A 19,670-nucleotide genomic window follows, 5' to 3' on the forward strand; every position below is an offset into this window, starting at 1 on the left:
AAAAACAGTAACGAGGTAAATTTGATATGTTATTAAAAAATATTAAGAATATAATATCTCCATTTTTAAAACAGTATGGATACGACTATAAGACAAGCAATTTACAAGGCGTATACCAATATGAAAAAGAAGAAGAGGGTGTGACTAAATATATAGTTGTAGATAAGGTGAGAATAGGAAATACCTTAAGGCTTCTTTTTAGAACATCTTTAATGACTCCAATGAGAGATTATCAGCTTTACCTTATAGATGAGAAATTCAAAAATAAATATTTCTGGAACTATAATAGCGAAAGTGAACTTCAAGATATTCTTAAAGAATTTTGTGAACACATAAAAAATTATGGTTTGGAAACCCTAGAAATTTTATCAAAGAAATATTTAAAGCCAGATAAATCGGTGTTTGATGCTTTATCAATAGAAACAAAATCTAAATCAGGAAGCTTTGCCAAAAAGTTTGATTTAGTTTTTGAAAATCCTAAAGAACAATTAGACAAACTTATAAAAATAATAGAAGCTGAAAAAGTTAAATCCTCCGAACCTAGCGGTAATTTTATAATTGATGCAGCAGCTTATTATGGTGAGCTAATCATTAATAATCTAGGTGGAAGCTGGCAGCTTGATAACTATAAGGGTGAAGACTATATAGTTTCACGAGTTGGAGGAAAGAATATTGATGTATCACCAATTGATGATATAAATGAATATTGGTTCAAAGGAACACTGTATTGTCATGATTTGAAGGTAGTTTATGAATCTATAGAGAGTACAGTTAGAAATCCTGAAATGCAGTAAAACTATATAATAAGTAGGCATACATTAATTGCAAAGTGTAACGATGTAAAAAGGTATTAATATCAGTCAGTAGCATTTTATTTCTAATAGGAATGATGTTACTGACTGTTTTTTATATAGAACAGTTAAAAAAATCAGCAGTTTTATATGAAAAATTATTATAAAAAAGCCAATGCTCAACGAGCTATAGTTTTTTTACGAAGGTATAAGATTTTTATATCGAGTAAATCTAGATATTTCAATGCTTTATAATTAAATTTTCACACAGAGAAGGCATAAAAATCATTTGTTATTAAATCGTCCACGGGAATATTGTTATTTGTAATGTGAAGAAGGTTGCTTAGTTGTAGAAATGGAATGTTCAGCTTTTTGTGCTGTAGCAGAATATAGGAATGTTGTATTTGGACAGATGATATACGGAGGTGATGATATCAGCTGCGAAGAATGGGATGGGAGAAGTGAAGTTGACAGAAAGTTTGTAAGAGAAGCTTTGTTTTGGTTTTCCGTTGAAGCATGTCTTGAGTTATAATTAAAGGGTTTCTGTATGAAAACTTAATTTATAGATGAAAATAAAATACCATTTAACAAAATGGTATTTTATTTTTTGTCATACTCACTGCCTAAATCCATGAGACCTTTAACAAAAATACGGTTATGTTCCTTATCATCCTTAAATTCACTTACCCAAAATGGCCATATATAGTCAGTTAAAGTCCTCTTTTTATATATAGCAATACCTATTGCTTTTCCAACATTTTTCTCATCAAAAGAAGAGAGTGAATCATTACGAATATAAACATTGTTCTTATAAGTTATTGTATTATCAGTCATTTTATATTGTGGTAAACAGAACCTAGTATAGATGAACCATGCTGGAATATATAAGAACATTAGAATAATGACAATTAAAAAGATCTTTTTAAATTTCATTGTATTCCTCCAGATATATAAAATTAAAGTGGGACAATAATTTGCAATATTTAATTAGAATAAAGATATTGTCAACAAGTGATAATACAAGAAAAGAATGTACCAATAAAATACGCTTTCTTACTTTGAATTTTTTCTATATTTATTTCTAAACACTATAAATTGAGTTATACATGCTAGAAACACTGTAATACCACACAAAAGCAATGTAATAGCGCTACCTATTGGCTTTCCATGAGTAATTGAAAATTTCAAGTTCATTATAGCAATAATAAGTCCTAGCAAAGAAATAATAACTGAAGCTCCAGAAATGATTAGAGTTATTTTGGAATTCTTTTGAGTATCTTTTATTTCAAACCCCTCCTATAAATAAGTTTTTTTAAATATGTAATATTAGATAACAATTGTTTAAAATACATCTATGCTTTTCGTTCATATTGCTTAAACTACCTCCACTTTATAAAACATATAGTTCATAATCTTATTACGTTTATTATTTAGTAGAATTATATATTAGTTTCATTTGATAGAACTGGACTTTCTATTCCGAAGAAATGATAAACTACTTCAATCATTAAACTCCAAATAAAGATATGGAACTTGCTAAAAAGTTTCTTAAAGTATCATTCAAACCATATTTTTGAATAATTTATTTTTCACTTAATAATTCTAACGCTTCATTAGCCATAGTTAAGATATTTTCTTGAATATTATCAGCATTTCTCCCTCTAAAATTGAACACCAAATATCCCGTTATAAAATATAAAGTTTCATTAATATAATTATACACTATATAGTTACAGAAATACGAAAAATTTACATAATTTATGCATAAATTACTCCTCTAATACTAAAATCTTTTAATTTTGTATCAATATGAGAGATATGAGTTTGTACTAATAAATTTTGCTTTTTACAGTAACTTTCTTCTTATAGCGCAATATATAACTATATAAATATTTATATAGTTATATATTTATATAGTTATAGCAAATATGCGGGGTTACACATGATAATATAAAAAATTCATTTTTTTAAACTGGAATATTCTTGTTTAATTCAGTACAATGTTTATAAGCAAGCGATAGAGGGAGATTTTATTATGAGAAGAAAATGGACAAAGGAAGAGATTAAAGACTATAGAGAGCTACATGGTTCTTTATTTTATTTCAACACAGAAGACTCAAATTTTTTTATACCAAAAGCATATGGATATGGGTGGACTATGAATTGGGCTAACCCAATCTCTTGGATTATAGTTGCATTGGTAATTATAATGATAGTAGTACGTAAATTCCGATAATAAGTTGAAGCGGTTTATATTAATTTAAAGATTATCTGTTTTACATAAAATTATCTGGAGACTAGTGAGTAGTAGGGAGTGAAAAATTTTTCTGTTGAAAAAGGAAAATATGTGAGAGGAATAAAATGAAAACTAAGAAGAGAAGAAGAGTTAAAAGAAGGAATAAAGTTAGAATTATTCGTCAAAAAGTTGGCGTTGATAATATAGTTCAACTTTATAATATCTTCGGAATAATAATTGGCTTATGGGCACTCTTTTATCCTAATCCATTTAGACTTGTAATCAGTCTAAGTATGCTAGCTGCTTCAATAGGATTTATAATTTTATTCATATATAAGTCAGTGGAATTTCTTGTGCAAGATGGTTCAAGTCCGTTTGTAGGGTTGACTATTGCTCTAAATTCAATGGCTATTTTTATGTCAACAACTTTTGGAAGTAATACAATTTATTCTGCTCTTTTGTGGATATATTTTGCCCTGTCTTGTTTTATTCTAACTACGATAATGATATTTCTCAAGAAAATTAAATTAAGAAACATTGACGCACTATTTTTTATAATTTTTTCAATACCAGCATATTGTATGGGAACTATTTTAAATGTTAATTTTTTATACGATTATTCTGAACCTTCATTTTATACCACAACAATAATAGGAAAAGATATTTATGAAAGTGGAGAAAAGCTTCATGTAGTGGTACACAGAGTTGGAGTATCACCGTGGGGACCTATAAAGAGTAAAAATACAGTAGTGGTACCGGATAAGGTTTACTACGAAGTTTCTGACAACGAAATAGTATATGTATGCTTAAAGAAAGGACTATTAGGCATTAATTGGTACTATCTTGATATATAAAATGCTCATAAGTAGCTGCAACTAAACTCTTTAATAAAATTGAATATGATGGGGTTTAACGACATGAAGCTATGCTGACAAAACTAAGCAATTTAAATTGATTAATTTGATATAGAAAATCCTTATGAAGAGGGGAACCTAGGAAGGTTGCCCTTAAAGCATTAATAATGAAAATATAACGTCTAGTCATCGGACTAATTTTTAATTTACAAAAAGATGAAAAAATATTCTAAGTAATGTGACTATATTCTGTTTTTATTCGTGTTATAGGTGAAAGGAGTGAGGATTTTGCAGAATCCATCTAAACAGTTAACTGATAATTTCTCACAAAAGTATAAACTTTATAGCGATATGCTATTTAAAATTTGCATGATTTATCTTGGAAATAAAGAGGATGCAGAAGAAGCTGTTCAGGAGTCCTTCTTAAAGTTAATATACAAAAGTCCACAGTTTAATAATAACGAACATGAAAAAGCCTGGCTGATTAGAGTGACTATCAATATATGCAAAGATATTTTGAGAAGTATATGGCGTAAACGAGTTATAAATCTTGAGGATATTGAAAGATATTATGATAGTTCAAAGGAAATAGAAATAATGGAGGAGATCATACGATTACCTTCTAAATATAAGGATGTTATTTATCTCTATTACTTCGAAGACTACTCAATTAAAGATATATCAAGGATACTTAATATCAGTGAGTCAGCAGTTAAAATGAGATTAAAACGGGGACGTGACGCCTTAAAAATAGAGTTGGAAGGAGAAGAGTTATGAATAGACATGACATTAAAAGTGCTATTGGAAAGCTAATGCCAGACAACGAAATGGAACAAAAAGTTTTAGATAAAATATCAAAAGGCCAAAATAATAAATTCTCAATTAAAAGAATAGCAGCAATTGCAGCAAGTGCCATAATGGTTGTTGCTATTGGAATAGTTGCTAAAAATCTCGCAGCTATAAAAGTAACAAAAAACCATAATACTATAAGTTCTGGAGATGGCATATATATACCGAAAATGAAATTAGAAAAAAATGCAGGAAAAAACGCTAAAATGGTAGCACTCATCGTTTATCAAGGAAAAATATATACTCATTCAAGCACCAAGATAACTCCTGAAAATGCTGAAAAATTAATTGATAAAAAGATTGGAACAACTAAGGAAAGCTTAGATGAGTGGAGTAGCCAGAAGGATTATGCAGTTGAGCTTGCATCAACAATTGGAATTGCAGATGTTTACACTGTTAAAAATTACGATAAAAACTTTAGAATCATGACATATGGTAAACAAGAAGGAGTCATCTATGCAGAGTTTTATGAATGCTTTAGTGGTATTACTGTAAAAAACGGAGAAGATGTTTTTGGTAAATTAAAAATAGAGAATAATATCAGCTCTGCCAGAATGCAAAGGTTCGAAAGCTGGAATAACAACAAGCAGGAATATAAGGAACTTAAGAATTTAGACACGTTAAATAGCTTTGTGAAGGAATTGAAAAATTCTACTCCATATGAACAAGAAAGTGTAACAGATCTTTTTACTAAAGGAGGAGAAGAAAATCAGAAGTTTATATATTTGACTTTAAAGGATGGTAGTGAGGTTGAACTAAGGCTTTTCAAAGATGGGTATGTATTTTATAATAGTTCTTATATTTTCTTCAAAATTGAGGATAAAGTCTTTCAAAAACTTTGGAATGAATTAGAGTAGTATAATAGATAACTTTTTATAGTTATAAAGATAAAGTTATAGAGGACACTCCTTTTTCAGGAGTGTCCTTTTAAGTTTAGGCTTTGTTAAAGAACAGCGTTGATAATTAAGTAGACTTATATTTTTATATCTGTTCATCCATAGTAATGTTGATATTTAAACAAAAATAAAAGAATCTACGCATAAAATGGTAAGCATAAATACTAAAAAGTATATCCAGGACATATTTATGAGATTAAATAATTTTATAGGATTTTGTCTTTCATGAGCTACTAGTGTATACACTATCGTAAAGAAGCCAATACCAAATAAGCCTTCAAAAATGACACCATATTGAAATGGGGACAGCACACGATTTACAGCACAAAGTATAAATCCTAAAGTAATGCTAATAATTATATTTTTTAATATTTTTAGCACAAAATCTAATGTATCCATAAGTACTCCTCCTAAATCTTATTTATAAATTATCAACTAAATCTTTTTATTAAAGCAGTTAATTAAAAAAAATTAATATACATTCTAATCAATCTTGAAGTAATCATTAAGCATATCCGTTTTACTAGAATACAGTTCTTCGGAGAGATATCCAATCTCTTTCAATTCTTTTAACGCATTTGAATAATTTTCATACTGCTTGTAGTTTTTATTTTTTAGCTCATTCTTTTGATAAAACTCTATTATTTCTTCCAGCTCAGAATCACTAAGCACGTCTATATCACGTAACTTAACAAAATCATCACTTTCTTCAATTGGATCACCTTGTTTATCAACTAAGGGATTAATTGCTAATCTAACAGCTGCAAAAATTATAAGAAAGAGCATAGCAGCCCAAAGTAAAAGTGTATTCATATTATCCATGTTATATCCCCCTAGGAAAATCATAATTAGGCTCTTTTTTCAACAAATAATGCAAGAATAAAGTAGCCACAGCTAACTTATATAATCCACTCCTAGCATTTTGCTTAAAGTGTTAAGCTCAATTTTATAGTTCTCTGCTAAACCTTGTATGTTTTCTCTTAATACATCATCAGCATAATGTAAGTTGGTAAATACCATTTAATCACCTCAAATTAGTTGTAGTTTATAAATTAAAAAGTCTACGGTTAATAAAATTTATTATAACATTTTTTACATAATATGTATTACAAAACAATGACTGGTTACTACTCTTAAGAGTTAAAAAGCAGAAAATTCTTAAAAGTTTCTTACGTTTTGCGAAATATCAACATGATTGTAAAATAATTGGATATAATGAAGGAAGTTTCACAAATACAGCATTTTATTTAAATCTGTATGCAATGAAAGATGCTTATATTGAGAATTAGAAAAAGTCGGATTTTAAATTGCTATTAATAAAATTTTTGGAGGGGTAAGATGAAGTATGTAGTTATGGGCTTTGACCAAGCGAAATTGATTAATTTTGGCCTTGATATGAAAGATGCGGTTATACTACGATATTTTATTGATTTTAAAGGTACAAATAGAATGAGGACAGAAATCATAGATGACGAAGTCTATTATTGGGTTAAGTATGAAGGAATTTTTCAAGAATATCCTATTTTAAATCTTAACAATGAAGATAGTATTTATAGAAGATTAAGAAAGCTTGTGAAAGCAAATATACTGAAGCATAAGACAATAAAAAGTTGTGGAACTTATTCCTATTACACCTTGGGAGAAAATTATATTGATTTAATATCAGGCTATGAAAAAGAAACTGATAATGAAGAAAAAGATAACGAAAATAATTCTAATAATGAAGCAAATAATCTAGATAATTCTAAAACCCATTCGGATGAAAACATGTCTATTGACGGATGTAAATCCTTAGAGGCTACGGATAATTATCCTACTGCTACAGGATGTAAATCCGGAACAAATAATCCTTCTACTATTAATCCTTATATTAAAAATAATAAATATATAAAAACAGATAAAGAAAATATAGAATACAAGGATATTAATAAAAAGATAATTGATTATCTAAATTTAAAAGCTAATACAAACTATAAACCTAATACTAATTTAACTATTAAAAATATAAAAGCTAGATTTAAAGAAGGTTTTACGCTAGAAGATTTTTATAAGGTTATTGATAATAAGTTTTTAGATTGGAAGAGTACTGCTATGGAAAAATTCCTAAGACCTGAAACCTTATTTGGAAATAAGTTTGAAGGGTATCTCAATGAAAATAGAGCTACAAGGAAAGAGAAAGTTATTACTTCAATGCTTGAAAGTACAGGAACAGCTAATGCTGGAATGTATAAACTGCTAGATTAGGAGGAAGAGTTATGGATTTATTAAAAGCTATGCCAAGCTCTAAAGAAGCGGAACAAGCAGTACTTGGATGCTTATTAGATAATGGAAGTATGGAGGATTTGATTGGAGTTTTAGATAAAAATGACTTCTATGTACCAAGTCATAAAAATATATTTGTCTGTCTTTCTGAAATGTATAAGAAGGACAAGGGTATAGATATAATAACTGTTATAAATTACTTAAAAGCAAGAGATATGCTGTCCTCCGTTGGAGGTGCAAGCTACCTGGTTCAGCTTAAAGGTGGAGTAATAAATCAAAGCTTTCTAAGTCATTATGCTGAAATAGTTAAAGAAAAGTCATCTAAAAGAAAACTTATATTATCAGCACAAGAAATGCTAAAGGAAGCCTATGAGGACAAGAATGATGTAAAAGATATAATTATAAGAGCAGAGGAATCCATGTTCAAGATAACCAGCAATAAAAACAAGGATTTTACAACTATAGGTGAATGCATGGAAATTGCATTGAAAAATATTGAAAAAAACTATCTTAAAGGTGGTGGGATTGTTGGAATATCAACAGGTTATAAAAATCTAGACAGATATACCAATGGACTTCAAAAATCTGACTTTATAGTGATAGCAGCAAGACCATCTATGGGGAAAACCGCTTTTGCCATAAACATTGCAAATAACATTGCACATGAAGCAAAGGTAGCTATTTTTAGTTTGGAGATGAGTGAAGAACAGTTAGCTTATAGAATGCAGGCTTCAGAAGCTTTACTTGAATTTTCAAGAGTAAATAAAGGTTCTATGAATGATGATGAGTGGGTAAAACTAACACAGGCTTCTGCTAGACTAGCTGGAAAGAATATAAAAATAAATGATTGTGGAGAATTAGATATAAATGACATAAAAGCTAGATGTAAGAGGCTAAAGCTTAAGCAAGGGCTGGATGTTGTGATAATAGATTATCTACAACAAATCAAATTAAATGAAAAAGTATATCTTAGAGAACAAGAAGTTAGCAAAATCTCTGCAGCCCTTAAGAATATGGCAAAGGAACTGGAAATAACAGTAGTTGCCTTATCACAGCTATCCAGAGCACCAGAGAAAAGAGCAGATCATAGACCGCAATTAGGAGATTTAAGAGATTCAGGATCAATAGAGCAGGATGCAGATATTATCATGCTTTTATATAGAGATGAATACTATCACCCAGATACAGAAGAAAAGAATATTAGTGAAGTGATTATAGGCAAAAATAGAAATGGACTAGTAGGTACAACTAAACTAGCATGGCTTGCACAGTATCAGAAGTTTGTTGAATTGGATGGGGGAGATAAGAGAGGAATAAAAAGGACAACCTCTAATAATGGCAAATGGGTGAATTGATGCTTCAGAACGAAGAATATATATATTTTATATCATAATTTGTTCCAAAATAGATTAGTGTAACTACCGAAATTTTTATTTAGAATTTAAGGATTGAAGTAGTGTAGCTTAAAATAAAATTTTCAGGTCTATAAAAAGCTATATTGATGGGTTAATAATAAAAAAGAACATAGATGATAATGTTTATATGATACCACTTGAAGTTAAACTTATGCCTTTAAAGGTAGTTTTGGTTGTATATTTATCTATGTATAATAGTAGAGTGAGATATATATAATCTATAAATAATAATTGGGGAGAGAAGTTATGGCAAATTATGTTATTGAAGAAAGTACAAGAGAAGAATGTGGATTAGTTGATAATGGTATAGTTGAATATAATAGGTCCAAAGTTACATTTACTCAGGAACCATCATTTATTTCTATTAATAGAGTAATAAAAGGATCAAATGGAGAGGTGTTAGCAGGAATAAATAGCGTATTATATTGCTGGAATTGCCTATATGTAGATGTTTTGTGGGTTAAAGCAGAGTATAGAAAAGAAGGGTATGGTTCTGTACTTTTGAAGGAAGTTGAAAGGGCTGCTAAGGAAAAAGGATGTAAATTAAGCCACTTAGATACCTTTGATTTTCAAGCAAAAGATTTCTATCTAAAACATGGATATGAGGTTTTTGGTGTACTAGATGATTGTCCAGCTGAGCATAAACGTTATTATCTGAAAAAGAATTTATAATATAACATTTCTTAACATTAAACATAGATGAGCCACTTCATACTCAAACTTGTATTTAAAAAAATTCCTCTAAAACTAGAGGCGTTTTTTTAAATAGTATTTTAGAGTGAAGTTGTTCATCTTTGTTAACAGGTAGCACGATTGGAGTACCGGTTTTACTTTAGTAATTAATTTGTGAACTATTTTTAGCATAAATTATAGATCTGAACATTTTATCGCTCAACACCTCACAGCCCCAATGAAGCGTTCATTTTCCCATGCTGATATTACAAGAATGGAATTAATAAACGGAATATTATAATCCTTGAAGCCAATTTTCACAAAGTTTTGGCCAGATTGCTACCGTAGGTTCATCCTCACCTAATCCTAAACCATGGGGACCTTTGGAGAATATATGTAAATCAAATGGTAGATTTAGCTTATTTAGAGCTTGAGCAAAAAGTAAGTTTTGGCGCTGAAAATTCCAGTGATCGGTTGCTGTAATCCATAGAAAAGTCGGTGGTGTTTTTGCTGTAACATGTTTATGATTTGAAGTAAAGTCTATAAATTCATCCACTGTAATATCTTTTGTTAATAGAGAATCTGGCGGTAATTTTTCCTTAGAAAAGGGGGATGTCTCAGCATAACATAAAATGATCGCATTAAGTTTAGAACTCGTTTGATCAATCGGATCGTTAAAATCTGGTTCTCCCAAAAGCATCGACATAATTTGCGCATTTCGACTATCCGGTTCTATAATTCCGTTATCAAAATGAGTTCCTACAAAAGAGGTGAGATAACCGCCAGCTGAAAATCCTATCATGCCGATTCGTTCCGGATCAATATTAAATTCTTGGGCATGATACCTAATATACCTAACTGCTCGTACTGCATCTTTTGTTGAAGTAAATGGAGTAAAAGGAGCAAACCTATAATTTAAAACAAAAGCATTTATTCCTATTTGATTTAGCCATTTTGCAATTGGTTCTCCTTCATTAGAAGCTCTAAATTGAAATGATCCTCCCGGGCAAACAATAATTGCAGGGCGTGGTTTCTCACCTTTTAATAAATAAGGGGTCAGGGTAGGTAACCCTTCGTTATTCAAGTCCCCAATAGTAGAAATTAAGTCGGCATCAGGAACATTTTTTTCCCAAAGTTTTATATCTTTTAATCCCATAGATATTATCCTCCCATTTTAATCTGCGGCTCGGATGACCGCGGCTTTTCGCGATATATCATATAACGGTTTGCATATCTCCACAACTGTATCTCTAATTGATGCAATTAATTTATTTACTATTCCAACCTTTTAAGTAACCTATTTCACCACAGGTATCACTTCCCATATTTTTCATAACAAAATTATACCACCTTGTAGATGCAATAGAATTATCATTTTTAAGTTTCTTTTTTTCTTCCTATAAATAAGCCATGTTCGCTTATGCCTAACGTAGTTCTGTTTTCACATATATTTAAATGCATTCTGACATATCTGTCAAAAGTATCTTCTGTCATTTTATTAAGAGTATCTCGCATGCAAAACAATGGCCCATCAGAAGCAACATTGTATAGTTGTTTAAGATTAAAATTTTTCATTTCATTTTCGACCATTTCTGGTGATGAAGCATAAAAAAGATTAGAATTTTCTAAATGTCCATTGTGCATATAATATTCAAACATATCAAAGTTTAACAACATTTCTTCGGAATGCCCATAAAAATTAGCATATCTATTGATATATGCTAATGCATAAATTCCACCCTTCTTCAACACTCTCAAACTTTCTGATATACTTTTCTCTCGTTCTAAATCATCACATATATGATAATAAGCCCCAAAATTCAGTACAACATCGAAACTTTCATCTTCAAAACGTGATAAATCTAAAATGCTGCCTTCATAAATATCCTTAAGCAATGGTGTGTTTTTCTGATGCTCACGAATCATATTAATATTAACATCAACTAAATCTCCTGCCACAATACTGTGTCCTTCTTTAGCAAGTGCAAATGCATATTTGCCAGACCCAGCACATGCATCCAAAACGCTGCTATTTTTGGGGATAACTTTATTCAAATAAGTCATTGTAGTAATGTATTCCACTTTACCAGGATTTGATTCTAAACGTTCACTTTCATCATTAAACTCATGATAAAACCTTAGGATTTCATTTTCCATTTTTATTCCCCCAATTATTTAATCTCAGTTTTAATAATCATCATAAGACCATTGTATCTTTTACTTAATATGATATAAGGGATATTACCTTGATAATCTACTATGAAAAGTAAAAATCAAAAACAACGATATCAGCATCTATGTTGTTGACCAGTATTTTACAATTAAACCTTACCTAATTATATATAATAATTATAAATATTTAAACATTTAATATGATTTAAACATAAATTCATTCTTTATTGTAAAATCCTTTAATTTAGTGTGAGTATGAGATTGTACAATAAATTTTTGATCTTCGTTGCACTAGTAGTTTAGGGCTCTAGCAAAATGATCACATACCTTCCTATTTACTCAACTCTGTTTTTAACCACAATATTTTGTAATATTATGGTACAATTACTATATGTTTAACAAATAGCTTAAAAAAACAACTTAGTTAATTTCAAAATGGTGCCTTAACAGCACCTAATTCTAATGTTATTAGAGGAGATAGAACATAGATGATCACATATAGAGAAATTGATGAATCCTATTTTGAACAATATGATAAAATTCCTATGCTTGTTCAAGTAAAAAGCATATTGAGATTAGAAAAGGTGGATAACGGACTAGGTGGAATTTTGCTAAAAGAAGTTCCTGTTAAAGAGCATATTAAGGATTTAGGAAAATATGAAAAGGCTACAGAATATGCTAAGGAGTTTGATATCACAAACTGGGCATTTTTCATGGCTTTTGATGATGAAGTGCCTATAGGTGCAGCTACCATTTCTTCCAAAACAGAGAATGTGAATATGCTTGATGGTAGAGATGATATGAGTGTGCTATGGGATATAAGAGTTGATGATGGATATAAAAATCAGGGGATAGGCACAGAGCTATTTACAAAAGCTGTTAAGTGGTCTAAATCAAAGGGCTTCAAACAAATGAAGATAGAATGTCAAAATAATAATGTACCAGCTTGTAGATTTTATTATAAACAGGGAGCGGTATTAGGAAAGATAGATGAATATGCCTATTATAAAGATATAGATGTTAGAGATGAAGTTCAGCTTATATGGTATTTGGATTTGTAGGATGAAAAAAAGATAAATGTTAGCTAACTGTGAGGAGTTGATTTAATGCAGAAAAGATATCCATTTATATTACCCTTATTCAGAAGCATCTTGTTTATAATAGTGGGACTGTTATTTACAATAGTAACCGATAAATCATTGGAACAAGCAAGTAAGTGGTGGTCAGTGATATGTACAGTTTGCAATATTATTACTATAGTTGTATTAGCTGCAGTTTGCAAAAGTGAAGGATATTCATATAGAAAACTAATTGGGTACCAAAAGGGTCAAAACAATCTAAAATATACATTGTTGATTGTAATTATAATGCTTATATTAGGAATGGGTGGAATGTATGGATTCGGATTTATGATTTATGGTTATGTTCCTGTAACAATGGTACAACCTATTCCTGTTTGGATTGCGTTAATAAATGTTATACTTTTGCCACTAACAGTAGTGTTTGCTGAACTACCTTTATATTTTGGATATGCACTAAATGGGATTGAAAAAGTTACAGGTAATAAAATATTATCAATTGTATATCCAATGTTTTTCTATGAACTTCAGCATAGTTTTATACCGCTATTATTTGATTGGAAACATATCCTGTTTAGGTTTTTGTCATTTTTGCCTTTGATGAGTGTTTTAGGAATTATTTATTACAACAGGAGAAAACTCCAACCATTGATGATAGGACACGGTGTTTTAGATTTAGCAACAGGTATTCAGATTCTAATGACGTCTATGTCTCCTGCTTTATTTGAAATGATGAAGGCAATGAGTAAATAGATTGTATTAGAATTTTCGGGTAGAATGGACATTTAAATATACACCTGATGAAAAAGTACTAGTCAAAAATATTAAAAAAGGGAAGTGAATCTATGCGCAGATTTTTATTAAGCTGCACTCTTAATACCCGTGACTTAGGTGGGTATCCAATAGATCATGGAAGAGCAACAGCATATAAGGCGTTTGTTCGTAGTGATGTGCCACATAAGTTATCAGATGAAGATATACAGCTGTTATTATCAAATAATATAACAACAATTGTTGACTTAAGAAGTGATGATGAGGCTCAAAGTAAACCATGTGCATTGAAAGATCATAATGATTTTCAGTACTATCATTCAAAAATTCATGGAGATGGATATTTACCTGCAAGTGTAGAAGAAGTTCCTATTTCGTACTTTGAAATGGTGGATGAGCAAAACACTATATTAAATACCATGAGACTATTTTCAAAAGCTAAAGGTGGAGTTCTATATCATTGCACCGCTGGCAAAGATAGAACAGGAGTAATTTCAGCTTTATTACTGCTCTTAGCAGGTGTTTCTAAAACGGATATTTTGGCTGATTACCATATCTCACAAGTATACTTAAACTCTATGTTACAGCAGTATTGTAAAAGCAATAATAATGTAGATATAAATATTATTACTCCTAAAATGGAGCACATGGAGAAGTTTTTGGATATGTTCCTTGAAAAATATAATTCAGTGGAAGAGTATTTTTCGAAGATTGGTTTAGAGGATAATGAAGTAATGCAGTTAAAAGAGAAGTTGATTGGTTTTTAAAGTGGGCAGAGTGTAATGAGATTTTTATATAAAATTACAACGAAGCTTTATGATGACAAATTAGAAATTTGAAAATTACAATAACACAAGATCTTTAATGTATTTTTGAGGGGGATGAAGTTGTGGATGCAATAGTTGGAAAAAATTATCATGAGATAATTTCAAAACAAATACATAGCTCAGAAAAATTTTTTGAAAGTTTAATAAAGCATAATAATAGTAATGGGATTTATAAGGAGCAAATTCTAAAAAATATAATAAGGGCGAGAATTCCAAGAACCATTGAGGTAGCCAGCGGATTTATAAAATTTGAGAGTGATGTAAATTCAAGTCAAATAGATATACTTCTGTATGATTCCAGATATCCAACATTGTTTAAAGAAGGTGATTTAGTAGTTGTTACACCAGAGGCTGTACGTGGGATAATTGAAGTGAAATCAACAGCTACGCAAGATGAGTTACATGAAGCTCTAGTAAGGTTAGGTAATAATATTGAAAAACTGGAAACTGCATTAAAACAAAAAGCTAACTATCAAAGGCCCTTTGTAGGTTTCTTTTCATTTTCTAATGAAATCAAAGAAATAAAAAAAATTAAGCAAAGTATAGTTTATGGAGTACTTGGCTTACCACTAAAAAGTATTAACCCAAATAAAAAAGATGGATCGGAAATTGCAGTAATAAAGACTAAGTTGGACTCATTAACAAAAGAAGAATTATTTGACCATTTGGAAAGTTTATATAAATCGGGAACATTAAAAGGTGTAAACAGAGAAAGCGCTATGTTTGAGAAAGCTATTGAAAAATTAAAAGAGCAATATAATGATGGTAAAGACAATGAAGCTAAATTAAAAAAAAGAATTGTTGATTACATATGTATTAGTGATGCATCAGAGGAGAAATTAACTGAAGACAATAGGTTTAATGAATTGTATGTGGAATATAAGGGTGAAAAATGGACAATGTACGAAATGGATTCAAATATTGAAGAAGCATTATTTGTTAGTAAGCTAATAATGAATCTATCTCCAAAAGACTTTTCAGATAATAACTATTTTTTTAATGAGTTAAATTCTAAAGCTAAAAAAGGGGATGTGGATTTATCTGGAATTTTAGAGGTTTTGAAAGATATTAATTCTAAAGGTAAGGAGATGCCGAATAAGTTTAAGGCATTACTTAATATAGAGGACAAGAAATAAAAGCTTTTTAATGGAATTTAAAACTAGTAATATTAATTAGTTTATAGGGGAAAGTTATACAAAATGGATTATTTCAAGGGAGGTTTTTATATGGAGCAACAATATTTAGAAAAGCTTAAGCCTATGGAATATGCAAATATGCAAGGCGAACAAGTTAGTCGTTTGAGAGAAGTAGAACTAAAATTTAACGAAGAATTTGGAACTGATTTCTATTTCATGGTTATGGAAAAGGAAGAGAAGTTTAAAAGCTAAAAGACACTTAGGTGTCTTTTTTTATTGTACAGGAAAATATAAGTTTTTAACCTTACATAAACCTAATGATTTTAAGTGTTTAGAATAAGTTTTTATCCAAAATGACATTTGTCATATTCAAAAGTAATTTAACTCACTATTTTCATTACCTCTATTAACGTATTATAAGATTAGAAAAGACGGTTGGAGGTATTAAAAAGATGATTGTTGAGATTAAGAATCTTGTTAAAAGATACAAGGATTTTATTGCAGTAGATAATTTAAGTTTATCAATAAAAGAAGGAGAGATATTTGGGCTTCTTGGACCTAATGGCGCAGGTAAAACTACAACTATAAATACTATCTTGGGACTAAGCAAAATAGACAGCGGAGAGGTCAAGATCTTTGGTAAAAGTTTAGATAAGGATGAGATGGAGATTAAGAGGAATATTGGGATAGTTCCTCAGAATATTGCTCTTTTTAATGACCTTAAAGCTTATGAGAATTTAGAGTTTTTTGGCAGGCTTTATGGACTTAGAGGTAGTGTATTAAAATCAAGGGTTGAGGAAGCTCTAGAATTCACAGGACTTTCAGATAGGAAAAAAGATTATCCAAGCAAATACTCTGGTGGAATGCAGAGAAGACTGAATATAGCCTGTGCTATTGTTCATAGGCCAAAGCTTATAATAATGGATGAACCTACTGTGGGAATAGATCCTCAATCAAGAAATCACATACTAGATTCAGTGAGAAAGCTCAATGAAAGTGGATCTACAGTGATTTATACTTCACACTATATGGAGGAGATAGAGGAGCTATGCTCTGATATAACTATCATGGATCATGGAAAGGTCATAGCAAAGGGAACCAAGGATGAGTTGAAGTCACTTATAGATGTTGAAGAAAAGGTAACTGTTACACTTTCAAATGTGAATTATACAATGATTGAGCAGATTAAGAGAATATCAGGTGTTATAGATTGCGTACTTGAGGATAGGAGGCTTACTGTTATATCACAAAAGGGCAGCAAGAACTTGAGTAGGATAATAGATTCAATTAACAATTCAAGTAGTGAAATAGTAGGTATAGATGTTGATAAGCCAAGCCTTGAAGGGGTATTCTTAACCCTTACTGGAAGAAAGTTAAGAGATTAGGAGGGGAAAATGAATATATTATATATAGCCTTAAATACTATTAAACGAAATTTAAGGGACAAGAAAGCATTACTTAGTTCTATTCTGATGCCTATTCTTATGATTATAATACTTGGAACTGCACTTAATAGCCGTTTTCAGAGTACAGAGTTAGATAAGCTTGATATATGTTATCTTAATCTTGATAGTGGCACTTTGGGAAAAGAGTTTGACAGATTCCTTGAAGATGAAGAGATTAAGGAGATACTTAATGTTAAAGTGGTAACTTCAATAGAAGAAGGAGAAAAATTAGTTAATGATAAAAAAGCAGTTTCTCTCTTACTTGTGCCACAGGATTATTCGGAAAAAACGGAAGATGGAAAAGAAGCTACTATTGAAATTTACAATACAAAATATGCTGATTTTAAAAATACAATAGTTGAAAATATAGTAGACGCCTATAATTCTGCTGGTAATACAATAATGGCAATAGCTAAGCTTAATTCAAGTAACAGCCTTAGCTACACCAGGTACAAGGCAGTGGATGAAAGTGTACTTTCTACTGAAGGAAATTCTCCAAGAGGCATAGATTATTACGCCGTAGCCATGCTTGTTTTAGCAATAATGAGTTCTGCAGGCTTTGCTGGTGATGTGATTTCAGAGGATTATTTTTATGATGTGTCTGTGAGAATCAAGTCAACTCCTATAAAGTCTTATGAAAGATTAATAGGAAAAATCATTGGCTGTGTTTTTGATATATTTATCAAGGCAGTAATTATCATAGTCTTCAGTAAATTTGTTTATAAAGTAAACTGGGGAAACAACTTTGGAATGATAGCAATTATTGTAATAAGCGCCGCAGTGTTTTCTACTGTATTTGGAATGTTTGTTGCTATGGTTGTGGGGAATGGAAGCAAAGCTTCTGGAATATTAAATATCTTAAATAATGTTTTTACTTTTGGTGCAGGTGGATATGCGGTACTTTTGACTAGAGAGTTAGGTGAATCTGTGATGATGCATCTTTCACCAAACTTTTATCCTCAAGCAGCTTTATTCAACGTAATATATTCAAATAACTACAGTGTAAATATCCATTTCTTTAATACTTTTGGATATATTTCAATGCTTTGGGCCGCTGCAGTACTGTTATTTATAGGTTTTATAACAGTTGAAAGGAGGAGAGTAAGATGACAATCTTCATTGCAAATTTAAAAAGGATATTTAAGAGAAGATTAAATAGAGTGATAATATTTGGTGCACCAATAGTTTTTGTAATTATTGCTTTTTATTTAGGTACTAATGGAATCAGTGTAAATGTAGGAATTGTAGATAAGGACAATACAGAGTTTACTCAGAGTTTTATAAAAGGGCTTCAGGGAAAAAGTGATGTAGAGATTATGAATGAAGATATTATGAAAACATCTATTATGAATAAATCCCTAGCCTATGGCATTGTGATAGATAAAGGTTTTACAGAAGATATGTTAAATGGTAAGGATGTGAAGCTTAAAACCTACAGAGCTGACGAGGTAAACATAGCTTCTTCCGTTAAGTTATATATAGAAGACTATATTAGTGCAGCTAAGAATATTTCTAATAATACAAAAGGAAATAAAGAATTATTTTACTCTGCGATGAAGGACTATGAGAAGGGTAAGTTTAACACTGAGAAAATTATTATTGGAGATAATGGTGGAGATGGTCAAAAAGAAAAGATTGCTTTAGGGCTATTAGGTTATACTATGCTTTTGCTTGCAACTTTCTCAACTAATCTTATTCTTGAAGACAAGAAAAATAATACCTACATCAGAATGTTTGCTTCACCTCTGAAAAACCTAAGCTATATGCTGCAAAATATTTTAAGCTTTTTATTTGTATTACTTGTACAAATAAGTGTGACTTTTCAGTTCATGACAAGGATATATAAGGTTCAGCTTGGAGCATCTGAAATAAATATGTATCTTATATTTGCACTTTATGCTGCTACCTGCGTTGCGTTGTCCCTTGCCATAGGAAGTATTTCAAGAAATGTTAAACAAGCTGCAACTTTAGGAATGGTTGCTACAACTTTAATAGGCATGCTTGGTGGTCTTTTCTGGCCCAAGGAATATATGCCTGATGTACTACTAACAATAGGAAAGTTTACACCAGCATATTGGCTTACAGATGGTATAGATAAACTACTTACTAATTCTTCAATAACGTCTGTAGCTATGGAACTTGGAGTGCTTTTATTATTCACAATAGTATTTTTCATGATCTCCTCCTGGGGGAAGGTATACTCAGAAAATGTTTAATGAAAAAAATTTCCAATACCTGTATAATATTATTATGCAGGTTGTTTTT

At 30.4% G+C, this 19,670-nt stretch carries 23 protein-coding genes; 17 read left to right on the plus strand and 6 right to left on the minus strand.

The window, feature by feature from the left end; all coding sequences use genetic code 11:
* Window positions 1-26 precede the first annotated feature (26 nt).
* Entirely contained in the window at window positions 27-794 is a 768-nt protein-coding gene (locus bsdtw1_RS07130) for a hypothetical protein (protein ID WP_183276901.1), read from the plus strand.
* 352 nt (window positions 795-1,146) lie between these two features.
* A complete protein-coding gene (locus bsdtw1_RS07135) occupies window positions 1,147-1,323 on the plus strand; it encodes a nucleoside phosphorylase-I family protein (RefSeq protein ID WP_183276902.1) in 177 nt (58 codons plus the stop codon).
* Between the two features lie 68 nt (window positions 1,324-1,391).
* Here bsdtw1_RS07135 and bsdtw1_RS07140 read toward each other — a convergent pair whose 3' ends face one another.
* A complete protein-coding gene (locus bsdtw1_RS07140; protein ID WP_183276903.1) occupies window positions 1,392-1,724 on the minus strand; it encodes a hypothetical protein in 333 nt (110 codons plus the stop codon).
* 1,102 nt (window positions 1,725-2,826) lie between these two features.
* On the opposite strand from bsdtw1_RS07140, the gene bsdtw1_RS07145 reads away from it, so the two are divergent.
* The 4 genes from bsdtw1_RS07145 (at window position 2,827) to bsdtw1_RS07160 (ending at window position 5,587) form a co-directional block, all read left to right on the plus strand.
* The gene (locus tag bsdtw1_RS07145) at window positions 2,827-3,027 is read left to right on the plus strand and encodes a DUF5808 domain-containing protein (protein WP_183276904.1); all 201 of its coding nucleotides are present in this window, start codon (window positions 2,827-2,829) and stop codon (window positions 3,025-3,027) included.
* Window positions 3,028-3,152: 125 nt separating this feature from the next.
* Window positions 3,153-3,881: a hypothetical protein gene (locus bsdtw1_RS07150; RefSeq protein WP_183276905.1), complete on the plus strand. Its 729-nt coding sequence runs from the start codon at window positions 3,153-3,155 to the stop codon at window positions 3,879-3,881.
* Between the two features lie 288 nt (window positions 3,882-4,169).
* Entirely contained in the window at window positions 4,170-4,658 is a 489-nt protein-coding gene (locus tag bsdtw1_RS07155) for an RNA polymerase sigma factor (protein ID WP_244638120.1), read from the plus strand.
* Window positions 4,655-5,587, plus strand: a complete 933-nt coding sequence (locus bsdtw1_RS07160) for a hypothetical protein (RefSeq protein WP_183279887.1) — start codon at window positions 4,655-4,657, stop codon at window positions 5,585-5,587. Before bsdtw1_RS07155 ends, bsdtw1_RS07160 begins: the two co-directional genes overlap by 4 nt.
* Window positions 5,588-5,743: 156 nt before the next feature.
* Here the strand turns inward: bsdtw1_RS07160 and bsdtw1_RS07165 are convergent, their stop codons facing one another.
* From bsdtw1_RS07165 to bsdtw1_RS23595, 3 genes are all read right to left on the minus strand, one after another.
* Window positions 5,744-6,025 (minus strand): hypothetical protein, encoded by a 282-nt coding sequence (locus bsdtw1_RS07165; protein ID WP_183276906.1) that lies wholly within the window; start codon window positions 6,023-6,025, stop codon window positions 5,744-5,746.
* An 84-nt stretch (window positions 6,026-6,109) separates the two neighbouring features.
* The gene (locus tag bsdtw1_RS07170) at window positions 6,110-6,448 is read right to left on the minus strand and encodes a hypothetical protein (protein WP_183276907.1); all 339 of its coding nucleotides are present in this window, start codon (window positions 6,446-6,448) and stop codon (window positions 6,110-6,112) included.
* Window positions 6,449-6,520: 72 nt separating this feature from the next.
* Window positions 6,521-6,646: an HTH domain-containing protein gene (locus bsdtw1_RS23595; RefSeq protein WP_280514129.1), complete on the minus strand. Its 126-nt coding sequence runs from the start codon at window positions 6,644-6,646 to the stop codon at window positions 6,521-6,523.
* A gap of 318 nt (window positions 6,647-6,964) precedes the next feature.
* Between bsdtw1_RS23595 and bsdtw1_RS23435 the strand changes: the two genes are divergently transcribed.
* From bsdtw1_RS23435 to bsdtw1_RS07185, 3 genes are all read left to right on the plus strand, one after another.
* Entirely contained in the window at window positions 6,965-7,870 is a 906-nt protein-coding gene (locus bsdtw1_RS23435) for a conserved phage C-terminal domain-containing protein (protein ID WP_244638121.1), read from the plus strand.
* An 11-nt stretch (window positions 7,871-7,881) separates the two neighbouring features.
* On the plus strand, window positions 7,882-9,243 hold the full coding sequence (gene dnaB, locus bsdtw1_RS07180; RefSeq protein WP_183276908.1) for a replicative DNA helicase: 1,362 nt from the start codon (window positions 7,882-7,884) through the stop codon (window positions 9,241-9,243).
* Between the two features lie 306 nt (window positions 9,244-9,549).
* The gene (locus bsdtw1_RS07185) at window positions 9,550-9,975 is read left to right on the plus strand and encodes a GNAT family N-acetyltransferase (RefSeq protein ID WP_183276909.1); all 426 of its coding nucleotides are present in this window, start codon (window positions 9,550-9,552) and stop codon (window positions 9,973-9,975) included.
* A 295-nt stretch (window positions 9,976-10,270) separates the two neighbouring features.
* Here bsdtw1_RS07185 and bsdtw1_RS07190 read toward each other — a convergent pair whose 3' ends face one another.
* Both bsdtw1_RS07190 and bsdtw1_RS07195 read right to left on the minus strand, forming a co-directional pair.
* Window positions 10,271-11,131, minus strand: coding sequence for an alpha/beta hydrolase (locus tag bsdtw1_RS07190; protein ID WP_183276910.1), 861 nt, complete (start codon window positions 11,129-11,131; stop codon window positions 10,271-10,273).
* Between the two features lie 221 nt (window positions 11,132-11,352).
* The gene (locus tag bsdtw1_RS07195; protein ID WP_183276911.1) at window positions 11,353-12,132 is read right to left on the minus strand and encodes a class I SAM-dependent methyltransferase; all 780 of its coding nucleotides are present in this window, start codon (window positions 12,130-12,132) and stop codon (window positions 11,353-11,355) included.
* 503 nt (window positions 12,133-12,635) lie between these two features.
* On the opposite strand from bsdtw1_RS07195, the gene bsdtw1_RS07200 reads away from it, so the two are divergent.
* The 8 genes from bsdtw1_RS07200 to bsdtw1_RS07235 all read left to right on the plus strand — a co-directional run bounded on the left by bsdtw1_RS07200 (window position 12,636) and on the right by bsdtw1_RS07235 (window position 19,621).
* The gene (locus bsdtw1_RS07200; protein WP_183276912.1) at window positions 12,636-13,208 is read left to right on the plus strand and encodes a GNAT family N-acetyltransferase; all 573 of its coding nucleotides are present in this window, start codon (window positions 12,636-12,638) and stop codon (window positions 13,206-13,208) included.
* Between the two features lie 45 nt (window positions 13,209-13,253).
* A complete protein-coding gene (locus bsdtw1_RS07205) occupies window positions 13,254-13,979 on the plus strand; it encodes a hypothetical protein (RefSeq protein ID WP_183276913.1) in 726 nt (241 codons plus the stop codon).
* Window positions 13,980-14,071: 92 nt separating this feature from the next.
* A complete protein-coding gene (locus bsdtw1_RS07210) occupies window positions 14,072-14,764 on the plus strand; it encodes a tyrosine-protein phosphatase (RefSeq protein WP_183276914.1) in 693 nt (230 codons plus the stop codon).
* A gap of 122 nt (window positions 14,765-14,886) precedes the next feature.
* A complete protein-coding gene (locus tag bsdtw1_RS07215; RefSeq protein ID WP_183276915.1) occupies window positions 14,887-15,960 on the plus strand; it encodes a DUF6602 domain-containing protein in 1,074 nt (357 codons plus the stop codon).
* A 90-nt stretch (window positions 15,961-16,050) separates the two neighbouring features.
* Window positions 16,051-16,212, plus strand: a complete 162-nt coding sequence (locus bsdtw1_RS07220; RefSeq protein ID WP_183276916.1) for a polynucleotide phosphorylase — start codon at window positions 16,051-16,053, stop codon at window positions 16,210-16,212.
* 200 nt (window positions 16,213-16,412) lie between these two features.
* The gene (locus tag bsdtw1_RS07225) at window positions 16,413-17,345 is read left to right on the plus strand and encodes an ABC transporter ATP-binding protein (protein ID WP_183276917.1); all 933 of its coding nucleotides are present in this window, start codon (window positions 16,413-16,415) and stop codon (window positions 17,343-17,345) included.
* Window positions 17,346-17,354: 9 nt separating this feature from the next.
* Entirely contained in the window at window positions 17,355-18,515 is a 1,161-nt protein-coding gene (locus bsdtw1_RS07230; RefSeq protein WP_183276918.1) for an ABC transporter permease, read from the plus strand.
* On the plus strand, window positions 18,512-19,621 hold the full coding sequence (locus tag bsdtw1_RS07235; protein ID WP_183276919.1) for an ABC transporter permease: 1,110 nt from the start codon (window positions 18,512-18,514) through the stop codon (window positions 19,619-19,621). Before bsdtw1_RS07230 ends, bsdtw1_RS07235 begins: the two co-directional genes overlap by 4 nt.
* Window positions 19,622-19,670 lie beyond the last annotated feature (49 nt).

Source organism: Clostridium fungisolvens (assembly GCF_014193895.1).
GTDB lineage: Bacteria > Bacillota > Clostridia > Clostridiales > Clostridiaceae > Clostridium_AR > Clostridium_AR fungisolvens.